This window comes from Sphingobium sp. ZW T5_29, from assembly GCF_044987515.1.
In the GTDB taxonomy this organism is placed as follows: Bacteria; Pseudomonadota; Alphaproteobacteria; order Sphingomonadales; family Sphingomonadaceae; genus Sphingobium.
In genome coordinates, this window is sequence record NZ_JBJDRM010000003.1 from 123,453 (window position 1) to 149,554 (window position 26,102).

Genomic DNA, 26,102 nt, shown 5'->3' on the forward strand with positions numbered 1-26,102 from the left:
GCGGTTCTCCAGACAAGAAAAAGTCCATCTTCCGCCTCGTCCTTCCACAGCAGGGACAGAAGATGGACCCACCCCCCAAGGGGCTACAAGGGGGGTGCGGTAGCTCACAGGCCGCGCGCCTTCAGTTGCGCGTCCAGACGCGGGAAGACGCGGCGGGCATTGCCCTCGAATATCGCGTGTCGTTCCGCATCGCTGATATCCAGCGCGTCGACATAGCGCTTGGTATCATCGAAATAATGGCCGGTCGTCGGATCGATCCCACGCACCGCGCCGACCATTTCCGATCCGAACAGGATATTCTTGTTGTCGATCACATCGGCCAGCAGATCGACGCCCGGCTGATGATAAACACAGGTGTCGAAAAAGATGTTGTTCATCAGATGCGTGTCCAGGCTCGGCTTCTTCAGCATGTCGGCCAGCCCCCGATACCGCCCCCAATGATAGGGCGCCGCGCCGCCGCCATGCGGAATGATGAAGCGCAGCGTCGGGAAATCCGCGAACAAATCCCCCTCCAGCAACTGCATGAAGGCGATCGTGTCCGCCGCGATATAATAGCCGCCGGTCGCATGCATCGCCGGGTTGCAGCTGCCCGACACATGGATCATCGCCGGAACGTCCAGCTCGACCATCTTCTCGTAAAAGGGATACCAGTAACGATCGGTCAGCGGCGGATGCTGAAAATGCCCGCCGCCGGGGTCAGGATTAAGGTTGCACCCGATAAAGCCCAGCTGCGTGACGCACCGCTCCAGTTCGGCGATGCTGTTGCCCATGTCGGCCCTTGGCGACTGCGGCAGCATGCAAACGCCAGCAAAAGTCTGGGGATACAGCCCCACCACCCGCGCGATCAGGTCATTGCACCGCATCGCCCACTCCCGCGCGACCTCCGCATCCCCGACATGCGGCGCCATCGCCGAAGCGCGCGGCGAAAAGATCGTAAGGTCCGCGCCCCGCTCCTTGATAAGGCGCAACTGGTTGGATTCGATCGTGTCGCGGATCTCATCATCGCTGATGTAGGGATAAGGCGGCGCAGCAACGCCCGCCTTGAACGCCGCCTTCTGCTCCTCCCGCCAGGCATCATGCCCCTTGGGGAGCACGGTATAATGGCCATGGCAGTCGATAATCAGGCTCATCGCTTAATCACCCTCAACGTGCTCCTGCGAAAGCAGAAGCCCAGGCCCGCCGTCTGAACTGGGCTCCTGCCTTCGCAGGAGCACATGCAACTTAAGGCCCACCAAATGCTTCTCAATTCCCCGTTCGGGCTGAGCCTGTCGAAGCCCAACCCTTCTCCCCGCCCAAGTCTCAATCAAAGCGCAAGCGCGCCCCACACAATCCCGGCACGCCAGCGGAGGCTGGGATCTCGTGCCTTCACCCACTTCACCAAGCCGTCACCCCGGGCCTGACCCGGGGTCCCGCTTTCCATTCACGGAAGCCCGACCCCGCCAGCGAGACCCCGGATCAAGTCCGGGATGACGAAGGGGATAAGCACCCCCATCGAACCTCGGTCACCGACAGCCACGCTCCCTAACTCCCGCGATCCCAGCATCTGCCGTCATCCCAGCGTGTTCCGTCATCCCAACATCTCCCGTCATCCCAACATCTTCCGTCATCCCAGCGAAGGCTGGGATCTCATGCCTCCAGGCCGAACCCAACCGCCTGAGATCCCAGCCTGCGCTGGGATGACGAACTTCAATCAAGCTCGCAATTCAGCCGCCGCCCCAGCAAATCACACCACCTCAGGCCGCAATCCCACAACCTCACCCCGCGCCAAAACCACCTCAAGCTTCCCGCTCAACCCCTCCGGCACATCCGTCACGCCCAGCGCCCCGATCGCCCGCTGCCGCTGCACCGCTCCACGCGTCATCGCAGCCCCGGTGCCCAGCGCCTCCAGCGTCTTCACCACCTCTTCCATCTCGGCCGCGCGGCGCAGTCCATGCACCAGCATCCGGTCGAGATTATAATCCGCCCGCTCGCCCCAAGGCCGCGCCTTCTCACTCGCATCCAGCGACGCCAGCACTTCGTCACGCACGCCCGCAGCCTCCGCCGCCAGCACGCACTCTGCGGTCAGCGCCTCAAGGCCCTTGACCATCACCGACCGGATCATCTTGATCGACGAAGCACGCCCCACTGCTTCACCCACGACCCGCATATTGGCAAAGCCAAGCGCGCCAAGCCGGGCCGCCGCCTCATCCGCCTGCCCCCCGCTCAACAGCAGCGGCACCGACAACCGCGCCGGATTGACCGGAGCCATCACGGCGACATCCACATAATGGCCGCCCGCAGCCTCGATCGCCGCCGCCGCAGCCTGTTTGGTCTGCGGCGCGACGCTGTTCATGTCGCAGTAGATCGCGCCCGGCGCCAGGCATTCGGCCGCCACCTCCGCCACCTCCAGCGCCTGATCCGCCGTCACCAGCGACAGCACCAGCCCGACGCCGGAAAGCACATCTTCCATGAAGCGCGCGCCCAGCACATGAGCCTGGGCATAAGCCGCCAGCATCGCATTACGTTCGACAGCGCTTTCGGTCTTGCAGTCGAACACATGCGCTCGCGCAGCCCACGCCCCTGCCATCGCAAAGGTCGAACCCGCCTCGCCAAATCCGATCAGACCGACTTCCTGTTCCATGCGAACAGCGATGACCCAATGCCGCCGCGCGGACCAATCGAATCCATGGCCTGCTCATAAGTTTTTACGAACTTATGTTCGCCGCCTCGGCTTCAATCGCCGCCATGAATCGCTGCTGCAGGCGTGTCGGACGCCAGTCCGCCCGCGTTGTCAGCCCGATCGTCCGGTTGATCGCGCCCGGCGCCGGACCAATATCGGCCACCAGTCCGACATTCAGTTCCAACGCCAGCTGATCGACCGACAGCATCGTCAGATAATCCCCGCTCGCCAGCAATTCGCGGATCGTCATTACCGACCCGCATTCGATCGGCACCGCAGGCAAATCGCCGCCCAGCGCCTCGAACATATCCCGCCACAGCTGCCGCAGCGGCGCTCCTTCAGGCGGCAAAATCCACGGAAACCGCCTCAGCGCATCGGCATCCCATCCCTTCGCCAGCGGGTGCCCCGCCCGCGCGAGGATCGTCGGTCGGTCCTCGAACAGCGGCCTCTGCGCCAGATCCTGTACGATCGACGGATCACGCAACGCGCCAATCATCATGTCCACCTCGCCGTCCCGCAGCGGCCCCACAAGCTCCGCATGCGACCCTTCATGCACGCTGACATGCACCTGCGGCAAATCCTTGCGGAACGCGCTGATGACCCGAGGCAGCAGCCGTGCCCGCGACAGCGGCATCGCCCCCACCACTATTCGCCCGCTCTCCTGCCCCTTCAACTCCGCCAGCTCATCCAGCCCCGACCGCAGCTCGGCCAGCGCCAGCCGCAGCCGCCGCGCCAGCATCCCGCCCTGCCGCGTCAGCACCAGACCCCGGCCCCGGCGGTCCACCAGCCGGTATCCCATCGCCAGCCCCAGATCGCCGACGGCCCGGTGCAGTGAAGGCTCCTTCACTCCCGCCTTGGCCGCCGCCGCCGCATAGCTCCCCGCCCGCGCCAGCGCGACGAACGCCCGTATCTGCGCCGCCGTCACCCGGCTGCTCCCGATCAGCCTCAACGCCACCTCGACACGCGGCGCGAGCCTGCTCGCCGCCTCGGTGGGGGCCATGCCCCCCGGTTGCCGCTCGAACAGCGTCAGACCCAGCTGCGCCTCCAGCTTCGCGATCCCCTGCGTGACCGCAGGCTGCGTCAAATTCACCGCCCGCGCCGCCAGGCTGACGCTGCCCTGCTCCACCACCGCCGCCATGGCTGCCAGGTGCCGAATATTGAAGTGATCAGGACTCATGCACCACACTTAGCAAAATCTAATGGTAATCCCACACTTCAAATTTGAGCAACCCGTTCCTATTCGCCATTTCATTCACGGCTTCGGGAGACAGGAAGGAAAATCATGTCCGGCATAGTCGTCAAAAATATCGACAGAGCGGACCTTTCCGTCATTGATGGCTTGGCCCATTGCGGCGTCGCTACCGTCCACGAAGCCCAGGGCCGAACCGGCCTTCTCGCCCCCTATATGCGCCCCATTTATTCCGGCGCCCGCATCGCCGGCAGCGCCGTCACCATCTCCGCTCCTCCTGGCGACAACTGGATGATCCATGTCGCAATCGAGCAGTTGCGCGAAGGCGACATCCTCCTCCTCGCCCCCACCAGCCCCTGCACCGACGGCTATTTCGGCGATCTCCTCGCCACCTCCGCCCAGGCGCGCGGCTGCCGCGGCCTCATCATCGACGCAGGCGTCCGCGACATTCGCGACCTCACGCAGATGAATTTCCCCGTCTGGTCCAAAGCCGTCCACGCCCAGGGCACCATCAAGGCGACCCTCGGCAGCGTCAACGTCCCCGTCATATGCGCCAACGCGCTCGTCAATCCCGGCGACGTCATCATCGCCGACGATGACGGCGTCTGCATCGTCCCTCGCGCCGACGCCGCTGCTGTCCTTGAAAAAGCCCAAGCCCGCGAAGCCGCCGAAGAAGCCAAGCGCATCCGCCTCGCCGCCGGGGAACTCGGCCTCGACATTTACAACATGCGCCCCCGCCTGGAAGAGATGGGCCTGAAATACGCCTGATTGCCAGAGCCTTTCGTTTCGAGCGTAGTCAAGAAACGGTAGAACTGCGCTAACCGCTTCTCGACTACGCTCGAAGCGAACGGAGGTTTGAAGTGACCCCATTCACCCAGGCCCGCGTCATGTGGATGCGCGGCGGCACATCAAAGGGCGGCTACTTCCTCTCTGAAGACCTCCCCGCCGAACCAGCCACCCGCGACGCATTCCTCCTCCGCATCATGGGCTCGCCCGACCCGCGCCAGATCGATGGCTTGGGCGGCGCCGACCCCCTGACCAGCAAGGTTGCGGTCGTGAAGAAGTCCACCCGCGAAGGCGTGGATGTCGATTATCTCTTCCTCCAGGTCTTCGTCGATCAGGCCATCGTCACCGACGCCCAGAATTGCGGCAACATCCTCGCCGGCGTCGGCCCCTTCGCCATAGAGCGCGGCCTTGTCCCCGCCGGCGACGGCGAAACTCGCGTCGCCATCTACATGGAAAATACAGGCCAGATCGCCACCGCCACCGTCCAGACGCCCGGTGGCAAAGTCCGTTATGACGGCGAAGCGAGGATCGACGGCGTCCCCGGAACCGCCGCCCCCATCCCGCTTGAGTTCCGCGACACTGCAGGCTCGTCTTGCGGCGCGCTTCTCCCCACCGGCAATGCCGCCGACGAGGTGGCAGGGGTCCGGGTCACCCTGATCGACAACGGCATGCCCTGCGTGGTCATGAAGGCGGAAGATGTCGGCGTCACCGGTTATGAAGATCGCGACACCCTTGACAATGATGCCGCCCTCAAGGCCCGCATCGAAAAGATCCGCCTGGCGGTCGGCGAACGAATGAATCTCGGTGACGTCAAGGAAAAGTCGGTTCCCAAGATGATGCTCGTCGCCCCGCCCCGCAACGGCGGCGCGGTGACTGTGCGCAGCTTCATTCCCCATCGCGCCCACGCCTCCATCGGTGTGCTGGGCGCCATCAGCGTTGCCACCGCCTGCCTGATCACCGGCTCTCCCGCCGCCGAAGTGGCCTCCATTCCCGACGGAAGCCGTAAGGCACTCTCGGTCGAACACCCCACCGGCGAGACCACTTGCGTCATGGAACTGGATGAAATCGGTAATGTCACGAGCGCCGCGATGCTGCGCACTGCCCGCAAATTGATGGATGGAGAGATTTTCACATGACGGATCGCATCGTCAGCTGGCACGGCAATCCCTCTGTCCCCCGCTTCACGCCGCCTCCGGGCGCGGTGGATGCGCATTGCCATGTGTTCGGCCCGATGGCGGAGTTTCCCTTCAGCCCGAAGGCCAAATATCTGCCGGAAGATGCTGGCCCGGATATGCTCTTCGCCCTCCGCGATCGGCTTGGCTTTTCCCGCAACGTCATCGTCCAGGCCAGTTGCCATGGCACTGACAACAGCGCGACGCTGAACGCCATCGCCAAGTCGGACGGCAAAGCGCGCGGCGTCGCCGTGGTCGATCCCGCCATCAGCGACTCAGAGCTGGAAAAGTTACACCATGGCGGCATGCGCGGCGTCCGCTTCAACTTCCTGAGGCGCTTGGTCGATGACGCGCCCAAGGACAAGTTCCTGGAGGTCGCCCGTCGCGTCCACCCCTTGGGCTGGCATGTCGTCGTCTATTTCGAAGCCGACATATTGGAAGAAATGCGCGCCTTCCTGGATGCCATTCCAACCCTGATCGTCATAGATCATATGGGCCGCCCCGATGTTTCACAGGGACCGAGTGGGCGCGATATGCTGGCTTTCCGCTCGTTGCTGGACAATCGCGAGGACATATGGACGAAAGTCACCTGCCCCGACCGGCTCGACCCGCAAGGCTATCCCTGGGATGACTTTGCTTGCGCAGTAGCCCCGCTGGTGGAAGACTATCCCGACCGCGTATTGTGGGGCACGGACTGGCCGCATCCCAACATGGAAAAGGCGGTCCCGGACGATGGCGCGTTGGTGAACATGATCCCGAGCATAGCGCCAACCGCCGAACTTCAGCGCAAGTTGCTCGTGGATAATCCCTTGGCTCTATATTGGCCGGACGATTAGCTTTGTTCAGCGTGACTTGCCGATCCGCAAATCCGACGCAACCCGTTCACGCGGCAGGCCGCTGGTCAGCGCAATGCGCACCGCCTCCTGCTTGAACTCTTCACTACGCTTCATCATCTCGTCGGTCTCCTTGAACGAGCCTTAAACTCTCAAGTGACCGGCGCAAAACCGTTACAAGTCCAGTTCAGGACCGGGCCTTTAACCGCCGGAACAGGCCCTTCGCGGTCATCGGCTCCAGCATTTCGTCGGGACCTTCCGGGTCTAGCACCTCATGGTCGGCCAGCCATTTCTGCACCTCGTTAAGATCGGGCGTGACATAAGGGCGCAGGGTGCGGCCCGGCTTGTCGCGCAGTTCCTCAATTCCTGCGACCAATCCGCGTTCGGCGATGACGGCGGCGACGCGGTCGATCGGCAGGTCGAGATGTTCGGCGATCAGGTCATCCCGGATCGACAGGATCGTTGCTTCCTGCCCGGCATTGGCGGGCAGGCTGGCGTCGATGGTCATGTCGCACTCAGTATCCAGCCGCAATGATCGATTGTTCATGTTCGACGAACCCACGCGGATCACGCGATCATCGACAATCAATATCTTGGCATGGACATAGATCGGATCGCCCCGGACGGTGAAGGGGTGATAAAGGCGCAATCGGCCATGAACGTCGCGGGCGCGCAACGCTTCCACCAGTCTGGCGCGGGCCGTGTCCATGGCCTGCTGTTCCAGCCAGCCGTCCGCCTGTTCCGGGTTGATGATGACGATGTCGGGACCGTCCGGCTCGCCAAGCCGCGCCGCCAGTGCCTCAGCAATGCGGCGGGACGCGAAATATTGGCTTTCAGCGTAGATTGTCCGCTTCGCGGAGGCGATCTGGTTAAGGTAGAGCTGCTCAATCTCCAGCACCGGCTGCTGGTCATCCATTTCCGGCGCGGACCGAGAAATGGCCACATCCACTTGTTCGAACTGGACCGGCAGTGCGTCGGGCCAGCAATCATGCTCACCCTCGATGCGGTCCAGTTCGCCGCCGCCTGCCTTGCTCCAGCGGGCACGGGCGTGATCGCCCAGTGCCATGGCAACGTCTCCCTGCAAGGCTGTGGTGGCGTCGTGCCATGGGCCGTAGGCAGCGCCGTCGGGATGTCGGCGATTGGGGTCGCTGTCGCGGTGATGGCGCGTGTCCCAGCGATCGGCGGTCATGTCGATGCCCCCGCAGAAGGCGAAACAATCATCGATCACCACGATTTTCTGGTGATGCGATGCGGCGGGCGGGTGATGGCTGTCCAGCTTCACACGGATGCGCTTGTGGGTCATCCACTTGACCGTGGTGAACAGGTTGGTCGGCTGCACCATCGACTTCATTGCGCCCACGTCCCAGCGCAACAGGAATATTTCAAGTTCCGGCGTCTGATCCACCAGCCAGCTGATGAAATCGCCGATGATTACGGGGGCATCGTCTTTTGCCTCATCCTCCCTGACCAGGCTGATGGCAGCATCGAAATCCCAGCCGATCAGCATGATCCGCCGCTTGGCCTTCATCATCGCAGCGCGTGCGTGGCGAAAATAGCATTCGGCATCGATGATGACGCTGGCCCGTGCGGCGCGGGCTATGCGCCAGCAATCCTCACCTTCGCGCGGGGCGGTCATGCGCTGCCCACCACCAGGCAGCCCATGAACATGAGCAGCCCGGCAAAGCGATTGGACCGAAATTTGCGGAGGGGGTCGATGCCGTCTTCCTTCAACGTTGCGGCCTGCCAAGCGAGGTGAACGGCGGTGGGGAGCAGCGCCGCAATCGCCAGAAGCTGCGGCCTCACCTGCCAGATCGCGGCGGCCCAGAGCGTGAGCGCGAGCATATAGCATAGCGACACGCCCGCGCGGACGTGCCGCCCCATGGACAGGGCGCTTGACCCGATGCCGATCAACGCGTCATCCTCCCGGTCTTGCAGCGCATAGATGGTGTCATAACCGACAACCCAGAAAATGGTGCCGCCATAGAGCATCAACCCCGGCGCGGTGAGGGCACCCATGACTTCGCTCCAGCCGACCAGCGCCGCCCAGGAAAAGACGAGGCCGAGCCACAGCTGGGGCCAGCCGGTGATCCGTTTCATGAAGGGATAAGCGGCAACGAGCGCAAGGCTGCCCAGGGCGACGATCTGCGCTGCAAGACGTAGCTGCAGCAGGACGACGAGGCCGATCAGGCAGAGCAGGATCAGCCACGCCCACGCCGTCCTGACGGAAATCGCTCCGCTCGCCAGCGGTCGCGCCGCTGTGCGCGCCACCTTTTTATCCAGGTCGCGGTCGACAATGTCATTGAACACACACCCTGCACCGCGCATCGCAATGCTGCCGACCAGCAGCCAGAGGATGAGCGGCCAGCGTTCCTTCCCCCCGCCCGCCAATGCCGTCGCCCATGCGCCCGGCCAGAACAGCAGCCACCAGCCGATCGGCCGGTCGAACCGCGCCAATAGCGCAAGCGCCCGCGGCGTATCCGGCAGGCGGGCGAGCAGGCCGCGCACCTGCGTGTCGGGAACTATGCTGTCGCTCAACGTCACGCTCGCTTGTCGAAGGGCCGTTCTTCCTCTTTAGAGAAATGGAAGGGTTCGACAAGATCAGCCCGAACGGAGTGCAAGGATATGACCGCAACCCCCGCCTGGCCGCCGCAAAGCGCGCCGCGCCTGCATGTCGAAACACAGCTGGGCGAAGGCGTGACTGTACAGGTCGACGGCAATCCCGCCCATTATCTGATCAGCGTCATGCGGATGAAGCCCGATGACATCGTGCTGCTGTTCGACGGACGGTCAGGCGAATGGGCCGCGCGGGTGCGGGACATGCGCAAGCGCGATCTGGTGCTGGAATGTGTGCGACAAACCAGGCCGCTGGACGATGTGCCCGATTTCTGGCTGTGTTGCGCTCCCATCAAAAAGGGACGCATCGACCTGATCGCCGAAAAGGCATGCGAACTGGGCGTGGCCAGGCTGCAACCCGTGCTCACACGCCGGGCAGTGGTGGACAAGCTGAAGCTCGACAGACTGCACGCGCACCTGGTCGAAGCGGCGGAACAGTGCGGGCGGACGGCATTGCCGGAACTGGGCGCACTCATAAAGCTGGACTCGCTGCTGCGCGACTGGCCGCAGGACCGCTGGCTGTTCTTCGCCGATGAAAGCGGAGGGGAGGCGCTGGCAGCAACCCTGGCCGCTCACCCCGGCCCGGCGGCGTTCCTGATCGGCCCGGAAGGTGGATTCGACCCGACCGAACGCGAAGCCATCCGCGCTCTGCCAAAAGCCGTGCCGGTGTCGCTTGGCCCCCGCATCCTGCGGGCGGAAACGGCGGCGATCGCGGCGACGAGCGCCTGGATGACGATCAACGGCGATTGGGGGGAATGAGCCGATAGCGGGTTGCTGATAGTGACTTCCAGACGGGTTTATTGCGCCCGCCGACCGCGTGTTGAGCGCTCGCCCAATTTTCGCTCCTTTCGGCGGAATATGGCCGTCTTATGCTTTTACACAATGTTGCAGACGACCTATATCGACCGCGACGTCACCTGATGGCGTGGGCTAGATGTGGCACGGGATTTTGCGTCCAGCTTCCACGGAAGGCTGAACTGGGCTTTTTTTAAGATCGGAAAAGCGAAGATAATGACTAATCCCAATGCCAATGCAGCCAATGATATTGCAGCTCACCTACACTCCTTCACGAATCTGACGGCTCATGAAAAAATCGGCCCGTTGGTCATTGCGCGTGGTGACGGGGTCTTCGTGGAAGACGACAAGGGCAATCGCTATCTTGAAGCGATGTCGGGCCTTTGGTGCGCTTCACTTGGCTTCAGCAATAAACGTCTTGCCAAGGCGGGTAGCGATGCATTGTACCAGCTGCCTTATTACCACACGTTCACGGGGCGTTCGAATCCGGCGGTAGCGGCGCTTGCCAGCAAGCTGCTGTCGATGGCGCCTGTGCCGATGTCGAAGGCGTTTTTCGCCAATAGCGGCTCTGAGGCGAACGATACCGCCGTCAAGCTGGTCTGGTATTATCATAATGCTATCGGCAAGCCGGAAAAGAAGAAAATCCTCGGACGCGTCAACGCCTATCATGGCGTGACCGTCGCGTCAGCCAGCGTCGGCGGGATTCCCACCAATCATCGCGATTTCGACCTGCCCATCCACAACATCATGCACGTCGATTGTCCGCATTATTTCCGTTACGGACTGCCTGGGGAAAGCGAAGAGGATTTCGCGACCCGCATGGCCGACAATCTTGAAAAGCGCATCCTGGAGGAAGGCCCCGAAACGGTCGCCGCATTCTTTGCCGAACCAGTCATGGGCGCAGGCGGCGTCATCGTCCCGCCCGCCACCTATTTCGAAAAAGTGCAAAAGGTGCTGGCGAAATATGACGTACTGCTGGTCGCAGACGAAGTCGTTTGCGGCTTTGCCCGGACGGGGGAAATGTTCGGGTCTACCACTTACGGAATGAAGCCCGACATCATCAACACAGCAAAGGCGCTGTCGTCAGGCTATGCGCCGATCTCGGCGGTGATGGTGAATGAGAAGATCTATTCGGCCATCGCGGCGAACAGCGGCGATATCGGCACCTTTGGCCATGGCTTCACCTATTCGGGCCACCCGGTAAGCTGCGCGATCGCGCTGGAAACGCTGAAAATTTACGAAGAGGATAATATCCTCGGCCATGTCCAGTCGCTGGTTCCGCAATTCCAGAAGGCACTGCACAGCTATGAAGGGCGCAAGTTCGTCGGCGAAGTTCGCGGCGTCGGGCTGTTCGGTGCCATCGAGCTGTTCGCGGACCCGGAGAAGCGTATCCCCTTCGAACCGTCGGCAAAGGTCGGCCCGCGGATAGTGGAAATCGGGCTGGAACAGGGCATCATCGTCCGGGCTTTGGGCGATACGATGGTCCTTTGCCCGCCTTTGATCATCACGGCCGAAGAATTGGACGAGCTGTTCGAGCGTTTTGGCCGCGCCATGGCCATTTTCGAAGAAAGCTTCGCCTAACGGCATGGCCCCGGCGGCGGCTGCGTCTTGCGCAGCTATGCCGCCGGGGCGACTGGGATCACGACACAGGGATGCCGCGCTGTCAAAGGCGCGGCATCGCAGCGACTATGTCGACTTTATGGAAACATCTCACGGATATAGCCGTGAGCGGGCGATGCCGGGCGTCGGTCCGGCATCGACCTGCTATTGCGGACCGGCGGGTAGTGACAATGGCGGGATTATCCCGGTCGCGCCTTCCTCGCCCTTCCCTCGACTAGCGATGACTTTCGTAGCCACCATAAGGGCGTCGCACAGGCCGGGGCCTGCTCGCCGCCGTTCAGTATATAGTTACGCTCAGGCGTAACGACTGATGGCAAGATCGGCGGTTTCGATCTCCGGCTTGCGGCCGCCGATGATGTCGGCGATCACTTGTCCCGAACCGCAGGCCATGGTCCATCCCAAGGTGCCGTGGCCGGTATTGAGAAAGAGGTTGGGAATATTAGTGCCGCCGATGACCGGCGTACTGTCGGGCGTCATCGGCCGGAGTCCCGACCAGAAGGTCGCCTCGCCAAGATCGCCCGCGCCGGGAAAGAGCGAGCCTACCGAATATTCCAGCGTATCGCGCCGCGCCTTGGGCAGCCCCTTTGAATAGCCCGACAGTTCCGCCATGCCGCCAACCCTGATCCGGTCGCCCAGTCGCGTGATTGCGACCTTGTAGCTTTCATCCAGCAGGGTCGACACCGGCGCGCGTGGTTCATCGACGATCGGCACGGTGATCGAATAGCCCTTCACCGGATAGACCGGCAACTTGATCCCCAGCGGCGCCAACAGCAGCGGGGAGTAGCTGCCAAGCGCCACCAGATAGATGTCCGCCTGAATGCGTCCCCGGTCCGTTTCGATATGGCTGACCTTGCCGTCGTTCGTCGCGATACGCGCGATGGTGCGACCATTCAGGAAGGTCACGCCACTGGCCTTTGCCATGTCGGCAAGGGCATTGGTGAACTTGAAACAATCGCCAGTCTCATCATTGGGAAGGCGCAAGCCCCCTGCCAGCGGAATTTCGCTGCTGGCAAGGCCAGGCTCCGCCGCGATGCAGCCTGCCGGGTCCAGCACTTCGAACGGCACGCCGTCGGCCTTGAGCACCGCAATATCCTTGGCGATACCGTCGAGCTGCTTTTGCTCACGGAAAAGCTGGAGCGTTCCCTGGCTACGCTCATCATAGGCGATGCCGGTTTCCATACGCAGATCGATCAGCCGATCGCGGCTATATTCCGCCAGCCGCACCATCCGGCTCTTGTTGATCGCATAGGATCGTTCATTGCAGTTGCCCAGCATCGCCGCCATCCAACGCAGCATGGCCATATCCATCTGCGGGCGCAAAATCAGCGGTGCGTGGCGCATGAACAGCCAGCGCAATGCCTTCATCGGAATCCCCGGCGCCGCCCAGGGAGAAGCGTAGCCGGGAGAAATTTCTCCCGCATTGGCGAAGCTGGTTTCGAGCGCCGGGCCATCCTGCCGGTCGATCACGGTCACTTCATGCCCGGCCTGCGCGAGATACCAGGCGGATGTGACGCCAACGACTCCGCTGCCCAGAATAGCGACCTTCATGCCATTATGCTCCGTTTCTGATCGACCCGCTCCGCCCCGACAATCTCGCGGCGATAGCGGCGGCCCAATTGGGTCAGGATTTCATAGGAAATGGTGCCCGCGTCGCTGGCCACATCATCGATCGTCTGATGAGGACCGATCAGTTCCACCGGTGCGCCGGGGTAAAGCAGTTCGACAGGCACATGGGTGACGTCCAGCGTGATGCTGTCCATCGACACCCGCCCGGCGAACGGCACGCGGATGCCCGCGATAAAGGCCGATCCTTTATTGCTCAGATGCCGGGGCCAGCCATCGGCATAGCCAACCGGGATCGTCGCGATCCGGCTTTCGCGATCGCATCTGTGGGTCAGGCCATAGCCTATGCCAGCGCCCGCCGCGATGGTGCGCACCTGCGCGATCCGGGCTTCCAGAGCGACGACCGCGCGCAACGGGGGGGAGCCAGTTTGCGCGACCCCGCCGTAAAGGACGATGCCGGTCCTGACGATGTCGAAATGTCCGCGCGGCAGGAAGCTGCCGCCGCTATTGTCGAGCGAGCGGGGCACATCGGGGAAATGCCGCGCCATGGCTTCGAAATTCGCGGCTTGCTCAATATTGAAAGCGGCGTCCGGCTCGTCGGCGCAGGCCAGATGGCTCATGATCAGCCGGACGTCGACCCCTGTCAGCCGTTCGGGCTGATCGGCAAGGATCGTGACGTCTTCCGGCGGCAGCCCCAGGCGAGCCATGCCGCTGTCCACCTGTAGCGCAGCCGACAGGGGGCGACCCAGTCGGTGCGCCAGGGCGCTCCACCGTTCGATCTGGTCCAGCGAGTTGAGCACTGGCGTCGCCCCGATGGCGGCGCAGTCCGATTCCGCGCCTGGTTGCAGTCCGTTGAGCACGAACAACGCCACGTCGGCGGGCAAGGCGGGCTTCAGGGCAATGGCCTCACCCAGTTGCGCCACAAAGAAATGGCGGCAATTCGCCTTTAGCAATGTCGTCGTGACAAGTTCCGCGCCAATGCCATAGCCGTCGGCCTTGACCACCGCCGCGACAGAGGCGGGCGCGACCTGCCGTTGAAGCGCCCGATAATTTTCAGTGAGCGCATCCAAGTCAATGCGCAGCACGGCTCCGGCACTATCCGCACACTGCATGGAAACCCCTTTCACAAGGGATATTATCGCCAATGGCCGCGCATATATTCCCAACATGTCGAATGATCTGCTATATCAGGCGATATTTTGGTCGATTATTCGCAGGAAATGCAGGATGTTGAAATCTGTTGACGGGACCGACCGTGCCATCATCCGATCTTTGAGGCTCAACGCGCGCCGTGCGAATTCGGAAATCGCGGCGGAGGTCGGTCTTTCACCATCGGCCTGTCACCGCCGTATCCGCATGTTGGAAGATGCCAACGTCATTCGCGGCTATACCGTAATTACCAGCGCGCTGGACGCGGAGGCGCGCGGCGTCGATGTGCTGGTGCAGGTGACTCTGGAACGCCAGACCGAGGATTATCTGGCCCGGTTTGAGCATGCGGTGCGGCAATGCCCGGAAATACGCGAATGTTTCCTGATGACCGGCGGTGTGGATTATTGGCTGCGCGTGCAGACCGACAGCGTCGAATCCTATGAAGCCATCCATAGCGAATTATTGTCGCGCATGCCCGGCGTGACCCGCATCAGCAGCAGCATCGCCATGCGCGACGCGCTACGCCCGCCGCGAATGAAAAGGCGCTAGCAATCCTGGGACATTGCAGCTTTACGGATGCGCTTCGCCTCCTATGATGAACCCTACCCGTCAAAATGGGAGGATGGAGTGGATAAGGCGCAGATCGAAGCGAAGGCGACCGAGCGCCTGATTTCCGGCAAGGCGTGGGACGATTTCTGCGACGTGCTGAAGGCGGCAGGGCGGTTGATCGACGAATTTGGCAACCAGCCGTCCGACATCGACCGGGCAGAATATTACCGCTTTTTGACCCGCGTCGCGCGATCGAGCATGGAACGGCTGATCGAAAATGCGGAACCTACCCGTCCAAGATTGCGCGATATGGTGTGGCGGCAGTCGATCAACGTCCAATGCCCTGACCATGACCATCTGATGTGCCAATTCGATGAGGCACGCGACTATCGGATCGTGGGCACGCGCGGCACCATTCCCTATTTTGTCATGGCGGTGCTGACGGCGCCCGTACCCGGCGATGCAGCCGCACGGGACTGGGGGCCACAGGGGGTCGCTGGCCTAAAAGCTTTCGATCCTTCCAACCTCAAGACGACCGCATTTCTGGGCAGCCAGCAGCTGCATGTCGAAGATGACGGCACGTTCGAAGTCATCCTGTCACAAAATGATCCGGGCGAAGGCAAGAATTGGCTGAAGCTGGATGCCGATAACAATTGCATCCTCATCCGTCTGGTATGGCATGAACGGGGCAAGGAAATCGCCCCTGCCATGCGGATAGAAAGGATGGACGAAGCCCAGCCTTTGCCGATCACGCCCGCGCTGATGGCCAATAACCTGGCCTGGGCGGCGCAGGGCGTGCTCGGCTATGCCGAACTGGTGCGCAACTGGTGGCAGGGCGGCCAGGGCGATTTCGCGTCCAAGCCCAACCGGCTGGACTATAGCCGGGCGCAATATCTATCGAACGGCGGCGTCCCGGACCGGCATTTCGCCTTCGGCAGCTGGCAGGTCGGCGGGGATGAGGCGCTGGTGCTGGAATTCAAGCCGCCCGAATGCGAATATTGGAATTTCCAGCTGTGCAACATCTGGCAGGAAAATCTCGACACATTTGAAGATGGCGGCGGTTACGTCACCAAGTTCAAGCGGGTGCAGGAAGCGGACGGAAGCGTGCGCATCGTGGTAGCGGCCCGCGACCCCGGCATCGGGGGCAATTGGGTCGATACCTTTGGCCATGACAAGGGCATGTGGGGCCTGCGCCTGATCCGCACGGAAGCGACCGCGCCGGTCAGGCTGTGGCGCGTGCCGCTGGCGGAATTGGAGGCGCGCGGCAACCAGGCTCTCGATCCGGCGATGGCGGTCGATACCGGCCAGTTCGTGGACTGACCTATGGCTGTGCTGTCCCTGGACCATGTCAATATCCGCACCGCCGACGTTCCGGCGACGACGGCTTTTTTCCGTGACCTGCTGGGGCTGCGCGCCGGGATCGCACCCGGTGCATCCTCCATTGATCAGGGCTGCTGGATCTATGACGGACAGGATCGGCCCATCGTCCATATCGGGCCGGTCGATGCCGCCTATCCCAGCGACGACATAGCGCCCTTCACCCCGGCGCGGGGTGGCGGGTCCGTGCATCATGTAGCGCTGGAATGCGACGGCTATGACGACATGGTGGCGCGGCTGGAGGGTGCAGGGCTGGCGACGGCGGTCAACGACATCCCGTCGATCGGCCTGCGCCAGCTGTTCGTGACCGAAGCCAACGGCGTCCTGCTCGAACTCAACTTTCGGGAGGGATGATCATGTTGGGTCCGAATGATCTGGTCCTGTGTGGCCCGCCCCTTGCCCATGTTCCGCTGCTCGACCGACTGGTCCCAGCGGAGAAGGCCGGATTTACAGGCCTGTCGGTCATGCCGGGCGACTTGTGGGCGCTGGAGGAACAAGGGGTTTCGCTGCGCGATCTGTCGGCTCGCCTCGCCGATCACGGACTGCAACTGGCGGAGGTCGATTGCATCGGCTGCTGGTTGCCCTCCCAGGTTCATTCACCAGCCCATGCGCGCTTTCGCGAATTGCTGATGAACCTGACGCCTGAGCGGGTGATCGATCTGGCCGCGCGGGCGGGCGCGCGTTCCATCGTGGCGGTCGAGATGATGGGCGTGACGCCATCACCGGATGAGGCAGCCGAAGCATTCGCGCGCATCTGCGACCTGGCGGCGGAGCATGGCCTGCCGGTGCATATCGAATTCCTGCCCTTTGGCGGCATCCCCGACCTTGCCGCCGCATCGGCGATCGTCGAATCTGCCGGGCGGCCCAATGGCGGACTGACGATCGACAGTTGGCACATGTTTCGCAGCGGTTCGACGCTGGAACAGCTTGCGGCGATACCGGGCGAACACATCTTCACAGTTCAGATCAATGACGCACCGGCCCTTGCAGGCGCTGACCTGTTTCAAGAAACGATGACGGGCCGACTGCTGCCGGGCGACGGCGACTTCGATCTGACCGGCCTCATCCGCACGCTCGACCGGATCGGGAGCAAGGCGCCGATCGGCGTCGAAGTCTTCTCCCCGGCGCAAGCGGGGGCGACGGTGGACCAGATAATAATGGCCTGGGCGTCCAGCGCACGGGCAATCATCGACAAGGCGAGGAACAGTGATGAGCGATAATGGCCAGCCGATTGGCGCGGCAGTGGTGGGTACGGGCTTTGGCCTGTTCACTCATGTCCGCGCCCTGCGCGAAGCCGGGTTCGAAGTGCGGGCCATCGTCGGTCGGAACCGGGAACGCACCGCGCAGCGCGCAGCGCCGCTGGGCATCCCGTTGGCGTCGGACAATCTGGAGCAGGTGCTGGCTGACGATCCCGCCATCCGGCTGGTGACCGTCGCCACGCCGCCGCACGCGCACTACACGCCCGTCATGCAGGCGATAGCCGCCGGGCGTGCGGTGATGTGCGAAAAGCCCTTTGCCAGGGATCTGGATCAGGCACGCGACATGCTGGCCGCAGCGGAAAAGGCGGGCGTCGTCCATGGGCTGGGCGCAGAGTTCCGCTTCGACAGCGCGCAGGCACTGCTGCGCCGCGTTGTGAAGAACGGGCTGATCGGCGATCCATTGATGTTCAGCCGCATTTATCAGCAACCGGGACAGGGCGAAGATGAGCCGCTGGCGGAATGGTGGACGGACGCCAGTCAGGGGGGCGGTTTTCTGGGCGCTTTTGGCACGCATATGATCGATCAGGTTCTGTCCACGCTTGGCCCCGTCAAGGCGGTCAGCGCGATCCTGCGCAAGCTGTCGACCACCCGGCCCGATATGACGTCGGATGATTTTTACAACGTCCAGTTCATGACCGAAGGCGGCTGCCAGGGCGTGATCGAGGCAGCGATGAACTTCCCCGGCCCGTTCGTCATGGCGACCAAGGTGGCGGGCACCAAAGGCGCGGCCTGGATCCAGTCGGGCGCGGCTTTTGGCGATCCAGAGGAAGTGTGGTTGCAGGATGCGCAAGGCGCGCGCCGGATCGACATGCCGATCGAATTGATCAACCCCGCGCCCGAACCATTTGCCGTGACCGAACTCATTCAGACCGAAATGGACCGTTGGCACACGCAAGGTTTCGATGTCGCCCCCTATGCGAAGCTCTTTGGCCAAATGAAGGCGCGGATGACGGGCACCGCACCCCCGCTCCCCGATGAAGGCGGCACCTTTCATGATGCGGCGGCCGGGCAGGCGGTGCTAGATGCGGCGCGGCGCTCCGCAGCCGAAGGGCGCTGGGTGGAAGTGGAGGCAGTTTAGACGCTGCTCGCCCTTCCTTGCCCAGTGGGCTACCACTTTATCGCCGCTGCGCCATTCCTATGACCGGGTGCACCGGTCGAAACATGACCTATCCTGATCAAGCGCCTTCCCAGCGTGCGAAATCAGGAGGTTATGATCCTTACCGCTCGACCGTCCATCATCGCATCGCCGGTCGACAAGGCCGTCGCTCCCGACGCCGTCCTTGGCTACAGGCGTGACATTGACGGGCTGCGCGCCCTCGCCGTCGTGCCGGTGCTGCTGTTTCATGTGGACCTGTGGCCATTTTCAGGCGGCTATGTCGGCGTCGACATCTTCTTTGTCATTTCAGGCTATCTGATCGCGTCGATCATCGGCCATGACCTGGCCGAAGGGCGCTTTACCCTGACCGGTTTCTACGTACGGCGCATACGTCGTATCTTTCCTGCGCTGTTCGTCATGATCGCCTTTACAATCCTGGTGGGCGGGCTGATCCTGCTGCCGCTCGACTACCGGCGACTGGGCGCGAGCGCGCTGGCGACCACATTGTTCGCGAGCAATATCTATTTCGCGCGGCAGAGCGGCTATTTCGGCGCATCCGCCGAGGAAGCGCCGCTGCTGCATAGTTGGTCGCTCGCGGTGGAGGAGCAATTCTATATTGTCTTCCCGCTGCTGATGCTGGTCGGCTGGCGTTTGGGAGGTCGCTACCGGCTGTTGCTGTCTATGGTGGCGGGGCTGTCGCTCCTGTCAGCCATGCACATGGTCGAAACCGCGCCAGCCTCGGCCTTTTATCTGCCCCATACGCGTGGCTGGGAGTTTCTGGGCGGCGCAATGCTGGCGGTGGGCCGCTTGCCTGCCTTTCGGTCGCAGCAGATTGCGAACGCGGCGGCGGCGGCAGGAGCAGCACTGATCGGCTGGGCAGTGCTTCGCTTTTCAGCGGCCACCCCGTTCCCCGGCGCACATGCACTGATTCCGGTGGTCGGGGCGATGCTGATCCTTCATGCCGGACGCACTGGTTCACTGGTCAGCGGCGCACTGTCCAAACCGGTGCCCGTGTTTATCGGCCGCATCTCCTATTCCTTATATTTGTGGCACTGGCCGCTGATCGTCTTCTGGAAATATCGCACCGACGGCAGTTGGGAAGTGTGGGAACAGGCGCTTATCCTGCTGCTGTCCCTGCTGGTGGCATGGGCAAGCTGGCGATTCGTCGAAGAGCCGTTTCGTCGCGCCCGATCCTTCCCGCCTGCTCGCGCCTTTGCCTTCGCTGGCATCCTGATGACGACCGGGGTAGGCGCGGGCCTGCTGCTCTATTTGTCGAACGGCATGCCTTCGCGCATGAATCCATCGGTCGTCGCGCTGGACGCCGCGACCAACAGCATAGCCTATCTGCCTGAAGATTGTTCGGGCATGGCATCGGTGCAGAAGGATTCGCTCTGCGTCGTCGGCGCGCGCAAGGACGCTGCCAATTTCCTTCTTTGGGGCGATTCTCATGCTCATGCGCTCAAGCCAGCCTTCGACCGGGCGGGCGTGGCGCTGGGCCTATCGGGCAGGATAGCTTCCTACCCCGCCTGCCCGACCTTGCTGGGCATCGACCGGCTCGATCAGCCACCCAGCCATGATTGCAGCGAATTCAATCGGCTGGTGCTGCAGGAACTGGCGACGACACCGTCGGTGCACACGGTGATCCTGGTGTCCCGATGGGGGCTGTGCGCCAATGGCAAGCGGCCCGAAGGCGGCAAACCATGCTATCTGGGCCGCGATGAAGATGATGTGAGGAGCTTTTCCGCGGATCAGCAACTGTTCCGATCCGGGCTGGCGAGCACAGTAGCGACGTTGAGCCGGATGGGCAAACAGGTGATCCTGGTCGCGCCCATCCCGGAGTTTCGCCGCAGCGTGCCCGAAACGCTGGCACGCGCCATCCTGTACAACGAACCGTTGCGCCTGACGCTGACCCGCACTGAATATATGCAGAGGCAGCAAAGGGTCTTCAGCGCCTTTGACGAGATGCGCGCCCGGTTTGGCGTGACGGTCGTCTATCCCCATCAGCTGCTGTGTCGCACGGGGCGCTGCGCCATGACAGCCAAGGGCGTTCCGCTCTATGCCGATGACGATCATCTGTCCCGGCAGGGAAGCCTGCTGCTCACGCGGATGGTCTACGACGCCCTCAAGACCGCGAATGGCGCATGAGGCGTCAGGCGGGGCGGCAAAGCCGGTCGTAGACGTCACTGACTTTCTGGCTATGGACCACTTCGCTGAATCGATGGCGCGCGTCGACTTGCGCACGATTGGCCATGGCGGCTGCAGCAGCCGGGTCGCGGCTGAGCCAAGCGCATTGGTCAGCCAGCGCGTCGGGATCGTCCGGGTCGACCAATATGCCGATTCCGCCGTCAAGCGCTTCGACATTGCCGCCTGATCGTGCCGCAACGATGGGGGTTCCGACCAGCATCGCTTCGACAAGCGTGCGGCCAAAGGGTTCACGTACCGCAGGCACCACCAGCTGATCGCACGCCGCGATCCAGAAAGCGCCCGGCGTCCGATAGCCCATCAGCTTCACCTGATCGCCAACGCCCTTCTTGCCGATGCGCCGCTGCAGCGCGGCGTCCATGGAAGGCACGACAGATTCGCCGAACATGACGCCCACCACCGGCCGGTCCAGTTTTTGGCGCAGTGTCGCCATCATGTCTATGAACAGCAGCGGGCGCTTACGCGTGATGAACGCGCCAAAAAAGCCGAGTATGAGCGTGTCGGGCGTGATGCCCAGTTCGCGGACCAGTGTTTCGCGTGCGTGGGCCCGGTCAATGCTGATGTCCGGGTTGAACGGGCTGTGGACGACGACCGCCTTCTTACGCGCCGACCAGCGACCCGGCGCAGGCAGGGAGAATGAGGATACGGTAAGCACCTGATGCGCGAGCAGCGGGGCCAGCAGACGCAGCCCCAGTGCGCCCGGATCGCCCCGATGATGCCAGACGAGCTTGGCCCCGGCCAGCCGTGCTGCAAGCGCCCAATTGGCGTTGGTCTGACCATCGTTCACATGGACGATGTCGATCCGCTGGCGTTGCAGGAAGCGCACGCGCGGCCAAATGCCCCCCATGGTGCGCAAAAACTTGCCCATTGTGAACGGTTCGCCCGGAACGAACAGGCCACAGCTTCCGGGGTCGTCCAGCTGTTCATGATCGGCAAAAAAGCGAGCGATCCGGCCGTCCGGCAATTCCGGCACGACGACGACGTCATAGCGCGCCGGGTCAAGGCGGTTGAGTAGGCCCTTGACCGAAATGTGGCTGCCGCCAACCGTGTCTCCTGAAAAGGGAAAGCATAGCCGCACCCGCGCACAGGCGGGTGCGGCACTCCGACCGTTTTCGTTCAACTGGATCAGCGAAGGTGACAGAGCCTTCATCTAGAAATCGCTCCCTTGGATCGCCGCCCGCGATAAGACGTCAAGAAATTGGTCGAGATTGGCGATCCCGTCGCCATCCGCGTCTTCCCAGGCGTCAGCGCGGCGCGGGTTGGCGCGATTGCGGGATTCCCAGCCGTCATCCATGCCATCCCCATCGGCATCCGGGTAGGCAACGCCCGGTTCTATTTCGTCGATCACGCCCGGCTGCTGGACGATGCGGCCTGTGCGGTCGCGAAGTTGATTGATCACCCGGCGGTCGAACGGATCGCGGGGGAATGCGCCCGCTTCGCGCACGACCTGATCATAGGCCTGCGCTGCAGGCTGGGGTGCGATGGTGACAGGACAGGGGAGCGCCGTCACTTCGGCTTCCTCGATCAGGGGCGATTTACGGACAAATTCGCCTTCGAACTGATTGTCGGCGATGTAGACCTTTGCCAACCCCTTCGTCCCTTGCACGTTACGCGTGATGCCGATGGTGGCGGCATGTGTATTCTTGCCCGCTATGAAGCTGTTGCCGATCAGGGCAACAGGGCCACCCCCATAGGTTTCCCAGATTTCCGCGAATTCCGACTGGGCATTGTAGAAGACATTGTTGATAACCTCTGTGCAGGAACCGGGCGGAAAATTGATATCCGGGTTGCGGTCGCCATTGTGGGCGCAAAGATTTCCAATGAAGCTGAAATGCTGCGCATCCTTGGGATCGCTCGCCAGCAGCGCGCATTTGTCATGTTTGGGGATGCCTTCGGCGAAGATCGAGTTGCTGACCGTGATCCAGTCATTGTCGCCATAGCCATTGACCAGTTCATCGCGGGCCCAACTGCCGCTGACATGATCAAGGATGACCCGCTCGCTATTTTCGATCGTGAAACTGTCTTCTGAACCCCGATCCTCGCCGATGCGGTCGTTGCGAACGCGGATGTGCCGGACCACGATATCATGCGTGTTCTTGATAAGAAGCGGCGTGAGGCCCAGCGGTCCACCATCATGGGCCAGGGTGATGCCCCCTCCGGGAGCTGTCTGGCCCGCGATTGTCAGAAAGGGATTACGAATGACCGGCGGCTTCGTCGTGAAGCGGATCAGCCCGCCCACGCGAAACACGCAAACACGCGGTCCCTGATCGTCGATGCAAGCGCGCAGGGAACCAGGGCCGCTGTCTGCCAGGCTGGTGACGGCGATCACCTTGCCTCCGCGACCGCCTTTGCTGGCCGCGCCGTAACCCACCGCGCCAGGAAAAGCGCGTTCCCCCTTCACACCCTGAGGCGCGCTTTGGGACGCATTGGTTGAGCCGGAACAGCCTGCTATGACGATGATTGCCGGAACTATCAGGCCCGCCCCTGCGCGAACCACCCGCCGAAGGCCGATTCTGCGGGTCACATCTGACGGCGGATCGCCGTCGTGCGGATGATTGCTAGGGTGCGTCACCAATTGCCCTTGTCCGCCCGCACACGCTGCCCTGCGCAACATCCTGCAAGCTGTATCCCTTATCCCGTCGCGCGCATCCCGGATCAACGGAGCAGGAGGCTGATACCTCGGCAAATTTGGGTAGATGCGCCAGGCAAGGAAGGAAGGACGCCGTTCCAGCCCCTTGTGCTGGCGCACATGTCCAAAGGGCTAGCCATTATGCGCCCACGCCTGTCCCGAAGGTCGATTGCTCCGGCCATCGTGCAAAGGCACGGTCCAAAAGGCCTTGGGAGGAGGGAAGGATGACGATTTCCGCGACTACACCCGGCCTCCCGCATGGCCCGCTTTCCGGCACGACCATGGCGGGGGACAAGTGGGACAGCGTCGCCCGCTATGCGTTGCTGGCGTCTATCTTCCTGAGCGGCTGGTTCCTGCTTCGCGTGGGTTCGGTCAATTTCACCTTTTCAGACGCGGCCCTGCTGATCTGCCTCATAATCACCGCCGCGCGGGGGCGGTTGGGGGCCACCCCCTTTGGTTCGCTCACCCCCTTTTGGGTGACCGGTCTGGCGATGATGCTGGGCGGCCTGTTCGTCGGATCGATCATGAATGGCGATCCACTCCGCTGGGTCAACATCGCACTTCAATACACCGTGTCGTTCATGCTGATTCCGATGGTGCTGATGCAACAGGACGATCAGGTGCGGCGGATCGGTCCACTGTTGTTCATGCTGGGGATCGTGCTTTCGCAGATCATCGGCATCACCGTCACACTGCTCTTCACCCCAAGTGACACGCTGCCATTGCTGGGGACGGGATTCTACACCGGCAATCAGCGATTGGGATCGCTGTCCGGCGAACCCAACAGCAACGGAGCGGTTATTTCCTTCGCCATGCCGATGTTGCTTTACGCGGTGCGCCAGCGGCAGATAACCCTGTATCTGGCGCTCGGCTGCCTGCTGGCGCTGGTCTGGGGGCTTTTGTTGACGGCATCCTTTACCGGGTTCGCCGCGACGCTGCTGACGGTTTTCGTCTGCCTGCTGCTGCTGGGCGGTTTTCGCTATATTGCTGGCCTTGCCGTCGTCATGGGCGCGGCCTTTGGACTTTTCATCGCCAGCGGAACCCCTCTGCCCAAGGCATTCCAGGAACGCGTCGGCAATGCCGTGGAAAGCGGCGACCTGACGCAGGCCGGCACCTTCACGGGCCGGTCCGAACTGATCAAGGAAGCCTGGACCTTTACCGAACAATATAGCGTAATCGGCATGGGCGTGGATCGTTACCGGGAACTGAGCGCCCATGACAATCCGGTGCACAACCTGTATCTGCTGATCTGGAACGAAGGCGGCATCATCGCGTTCACCGGACTTATCCTGTTGTTATCCTTGCTGTGCCTTATGGCGGCAGGCGGCTTACGGGACCGCGAGCGAGGGGCGCCTACCATTGCGGTATTACTGGTTTTCCTGATCTACACCCTGTCATACCCGCATATGTATTCTCGCATGTGGGTCATGCCGGTGATGATAATGCTGGCCCTGCTCTATGGCCCCCGCCGCGCATCCGACACAGGTCGCGCCCATCTTATCTATTCAACCCCCGCCGGACCGCCGCAGATGCCCAGTTTTTGATGGGCGATCTTCTGCGGGACGTTCAGGCAGCGCCGATCAGCAGTGTCACGTCATCGGTCCTTGGATTGCGGGGACCGCCCGTGGCCGCCTTGCCATCCAAATGGACAACACGATGCAGCACATTGGGCAGGCCAAGAACATGGCTGGCGATGGTGCCGGGAAACACCGCCAGGGTATCGAGATCGATAGGCAGGTCATGCCATTGTCCCCCGGCAAATACCTGGGTCAACGTGCGTTCACGTCGACCGCATAGTGCGGTGAGATAGCGATAATCATAATGCGCGCCTTCGATCACGCGCTGCCCTGACGCGACCCGCCGCGACGGGTCGCGCCTTAGCAGCATTTCATTCACCCGCTGCACGAGTCGCCGCATCGCCGGTATATGCGCCACCAATCCGTATAGATCAGACAAACCGCGCGGACTGAACACCCCGGCCGCTTCCCATCTTCGCTCATCCAGCGCGCACCCCGCTCGCCCCCAGCGCCCCATGGAGTTGCGGGCAAGCGCACCAAGATTTGCGAAGTCTTCGGCAGTTTCCTGATATTTGAGGCGCTGAACCGCCACTTCAAAGCGGCCGGGCAACGCTCCGTCCGGGATTATCGCGGCCATCAGGCGCTGGCCCAGCAACCAGCATTGGTCGAGTATCGCCTGCCCCGGCACATAATGGCCTTCATCCTGAACGAAGGAAGCGGGCCGCGAGGCGACGCGTCCAGCCTCCTGTTCGCGCGACAGGGCCATCTTCCTGGCGATATAGCCGTGCCTGCCCGGCTGAAAGTAAAATAGGTCACCCAGGCTCGCGGTTATATCAGCGGAACCGTGATAATTACGGGCGATGTTGACCAATGGCGCCTGCCAGGGAAGCTGCTCCTCATCATTCTCCAGCAGGTCCCGCCAAAGCGTCGAGACGAGGTCGGGACAGTGGATCAGTACGGCGGCATTTCCGGCAGCGAAAAGCCGCGCCAGGGATCCTGCCGTCACGTCATGCAACCCGATTCTGGTAATCACTGAATATTTCCCGACATTGCCAGCTTCTTTTATGGTTCGGAATTCATGGTGCAATTGTCGG

At 62.4% G+C, this 26,102-nt stretch carries 22 protein-coding genes; 12 read left to right on the forward strand and 10 right to left on the reverse strand.

Translation table 11 applies throughout. The features are described from left to right. Nucleotides 1–104: 104 nt before the first annotated feature. The 3 genes from ACI3KQ_RS03210 to ACI3KQ_RS03220 all read right to left on the reverse strand — a co-directional run bounded on the left by ACI3KQ_RS03210 (nt 105) and on the right by ACI3KQ_RS03220 (nt 3,836). The gene (locus ACI3KQ_RS03210; protein ID WP_404954721.1) at nt 105–1,130 is read right to left on the reverse strand and encodes an amidohydrolase family protein; all 1,026 of its coding nucleotides are present in this window, start codon (nt 1,128–1,130) and stop codon (nt 105–107) included. Nucleotides 1,131–1,723: 593 nt separating this feature from the next. Beyond that, complete coding sequence (locus tag ACI3KQ_RS03215; protein ID WP_404954723.1) at nt 1,724–2,620, reverse strand: DUF1932 domain-containing protein; 897 nt, start codon at nt 2,618–2,620, stop codon at nt 1,724–1,726. A 64-nt stretch (nt 2,621–2,684) separates the two neighbouring features. Beyond that, nucleotides 2,685–3,836 carry a LysR substrate-binding domain-containing protein gene (locus ACI3KQ_RS03220; protein WP_404954725.1) on the reverse strand — a complete coding sequence of 384 codons (1,152 nt, stop codon included), beginning with the start codon at nt 3,834–3,836 and terminating at the stop codon, nt 2,685–2,687. A gap of 105 nt (nt 3,837–3,941) precedes the next feature. Between ACI3KQ_RS03220 and ligK the strand changes: the two genes are divergently transcribed. The 3 genes from ligK (at nt 3,942) to ACI3KQ_RS03235 (ending at nt 6,642) form a co-directional block, all read left to right on the forward strand. Then, complete coding sequence (gene ligK / locus ACI3KQ_RS03225) at nt 3,942–4,616, forward strand: 4-carboxy-4-hydroxy-2-oxoadipate aldolase/oxaloacetate decarboxylase (RefSeq protein WP_404954727.1); 675 nt, start codon at nt 3,942–3,944, stop codon at nt 4,614–4,616. A gap of 119 nt (nt 4,617–4,735) precedes the next feature. After that, on the forward strand, nt 4,736–5,770 hold the full coding sequence (locus ACI3KQ_RS03230) for a 4-oxalomesaconate tautomerase (protein ID WP_404954970.1): 1,035 nt from the start codon (nt 4,736–4,738) through the stop codon (nt 5,768–5,770). Continuing rightward, nucleotides 5,767–6,642, forward strand: coding sequence for an amidohydrolase family protein (locus ACI3KQ_RS03235; RefSeq protein ID WP_404954729.1), 876 nt, complete (start codon nt 5,767–5,769; stop codon nt 6,640–6,642). Before ACI3KQ_RS03230 ends, ACI3KQ_RS03235 begins: the two co-directional genes overlap by 4 nt. 184 nt (nt 6,643–6,826) lie before the next feature. Here ACI3KQ_RS03235 and ACI3KQ_RS03240 read toward each other — a convergent pair whose 3' ends face one another. Then, complete coding sequence (locus ACI3KQ_RS03240) at nt 6,827–8,275, reverse strand: phospholipase D-like domain-containing protein (RefSeq protein ID WP_404954731.1); 1,449 nt, start codon at nt 8,273–8,275, stop codon at nt 6,827–6,829. Continuing rightward, entirely contained in the window at nt 8,272–9,174 is a 903-nt protein-coding gene (ubiA, locus tag ACI3KQ_RS03245; protein ID WP_404954733.1) for a 4-hydroxybenzoate octaprenyltransferase, read from the reverse strand. The genes ACI3KQ_RS03240 and ubiA overlap by 4 nt, the downstream gene beginning before the upstream one ends. Before the next feature lie 87 nt (nt 9,175–9,261). On the opposite strand from ubiA, the gene ACI3KQ_RS03250 reads away from it, so the two are divergent. Both ACI3KQ_RS03250 and ACI3KQ_RS03255 read left to right on the forward strand, forming a co-directional pair. Further along, complete coding sequence (locus ACI3KQ_RS03250) at nt 9,262–10,011, forward strand: 16S rRNA (uracil(1498)-N(3))-methyltransferase (protein WP_404954735.1); 750 nt, start codon at nt 9,262–9,264, stop codon at nt 10,009–10,011. A gap of 252 nt (nt 10,012–10,263) precedes the next feature. After that, nucleotides 10,264–11,628, forward strand: a complete 1,365-nt coding sequence (locus ACI3KQ_RS03255; RefSeq protein ID WP_404954737.1) for an aminotransferase — start codon at nt 10,264–10,266, stop codon at nt 11,626–11,628. A gap of 333 nt (nt 11,629–11,961) precedes the next feature. On the opposite strand, the gene ACI3KQ_RS03260 is transcribed toward ACI3KQ_RS03255, so the two are convergent. Together ACI3KQ_RS03260 and alr are read right to left on the reverse strand one after the other, a co-directional pair. After that, entirely contained in the window at nt 11,962–13,215 is a 1,254-nt protein-coding gene (locus tag ACI3KQ_RS03260) for a D-amino acid dehydrogenase (RefSeq protein ID WP_404954739.1), read from the reverse strand. Then, nucleotides 13,212–14,342: an alanine racemase gene (gene alr, locus ACI3KQ_RS03265; protein ID WP_404954741.1), complete on the reverse strand. Its 1,131-nt coding sequence runs from the start codon at nt 14,340–14,342 to the stop codon at nt 13,212–13,214. The genes ACI3KQ_RS03260 and alr overlap by 4 nt, the downstream gene beginning before the upstream one ends. A 115-nt stretch (nt 14,343–14,457) precedes the next feature. On the opposite strand from alr, the gene ACI3KQ_RS03270 reads away from it, so the two are divergent. The 6 genes from ACI3KQ_RS03270 (at nt 14,458) to ACI3KQ_RS03295 (ending at nt 20,805) form a co-directional block, all read left to right on the forward strand. Next, nucleotides 14,458–14,928 carry an Lrp/AsnC family transcriptional regulator gene (locus tag ACI3KQ_RS03270; protein WP_404954743.1) on the forward strand — a complete coding sequence of 157 codons (471 nt, stop codon included), beginning with the start codon at nt 14,458–14,460 and terminating at the stop codon, nt 14,926–14,928. 27 nt (nt 14,929–14,955) lie between these two features. Next, nucleotides 14,956–16,248, forward strand: coding sequence for a DUF1214 domain-containing protein (locus ACI3KQ_RS03275; protein ID WP_404954745.1), 1,293 nt, complete (start codon nt 14,956–14,958; stop codon nt 16,246–16,248). A 3-nt stretch (nt 16,249–16,251) separates the two neighbouring features. Beyond that, entirely contained in the window at nt 16,252–16,659 is a 408-nt protein-coding gene (locus ACI3KQ_RS03280; RefSeq protein ID WP_404954747.1) for a VOC family protein, read from the forward strand. A 2-nt stretch (nt 16,660–16,661) separates the two neighbouring features. Further along, on the forward strand, nt 16,662–17,525 hold the full coding sequence (locus ACI3KQ_RS03285; protein ID WP_404954750.1) for a sugar phosphate isomerase/epimerase family protein: 864 nt from the start codon (nt 16,662–16,664) through the stop codon (nt 17,523–17,525). After that, complete coding sequence (locus ACI3KQ_RS03290; protein ID WP_404954751.1) at nt 17,515–18,642, forward strand: Gfo/Idh/MocA family protein; 1,128 nt, start codon at nt 17,515–17,517, stop codon at nt 18,640–18,642. Before ACI3KQ_RS03285 ends, ACI3KQ_RS03290 begins: the two co-directional genes overlap by 11 nt. A 132-nt stretch (nt 18,643–18,774) precedes the next feature. Beyond that, entirely contained in the window at nt 18,775–20,805 is a 2,031-nt protein-coding gene (locus tag ACI3KQ_RS03295) for an acyltransferase family protein (protein WP_404954753.1), read from the forward strand. Nucleotides 20,806–20,809: 4 nt separating this feature from the next. Here the strand turns inward: ACI3KQ_RS03295 and ACI3KQ_RS03300 are convergent, their stop codons facing one another. Together ACI3KQ_RS03300 and ACI3KQ_RS03305 are read right to left on the reverse strand one after the other, a co-directional pair. Next, on the reverse strand, nt 20,810–22,012 hold the full coding sequence (locus ACI3KQ_RS03300; RefSeq protein ID WP_404954755.1) for a glycosyltransferase family 4 protein: 1,203 nt from the start codon (nt 22,010–22,012) through the stop codon (nt 20,810–20,812). After that, nucleotides 22,013–23,434, reverse strand: coding sequence for a polysaccharide lyase family 1 protein (locus ACI3KQ_RS03305; RefSeq protein ID WP_404954757.1), 1,422 nt, complete (start codon nt 23,432–23,434; stop codon nt 22,013–22,015). Between the two features lie 281 nt (nt 23,435–23,715). On the opposite strand from ACI3KQ_RS03305, the gene ACI3KQ_RS03310 reads away from it, so the two are divergent. Beyond that, entirely contained in the window at nt 23,716–25,035 is a 1,320-nt protein-coding gene (locus ACI3KQ_RS03310; protein WP_404954759.1) for an O-antigen ligase family protein, read from the forward strand. Nucleotides 25,036–25,057: 22 nt separating this feature from the next. Here the strand turns inward: ACI3KQ_RS03310 and ACI3KQ_RS03315 are convergent, their stop codons facing one another. Next, on the reverse strand, nt 25,058–26,014 hold the full coding sequence (locus ACI3KQ_RS03315) for a 2OG-Fe(II) oxygenase family protein (RefSeq protein WP_404954760.1): 957 nt from the start codon (nt 26,012–26,014) through the stop codon (nt 25,058–25,060). Nucleotides 26,015–26,102: the final 88 nt, after the last annotated feature.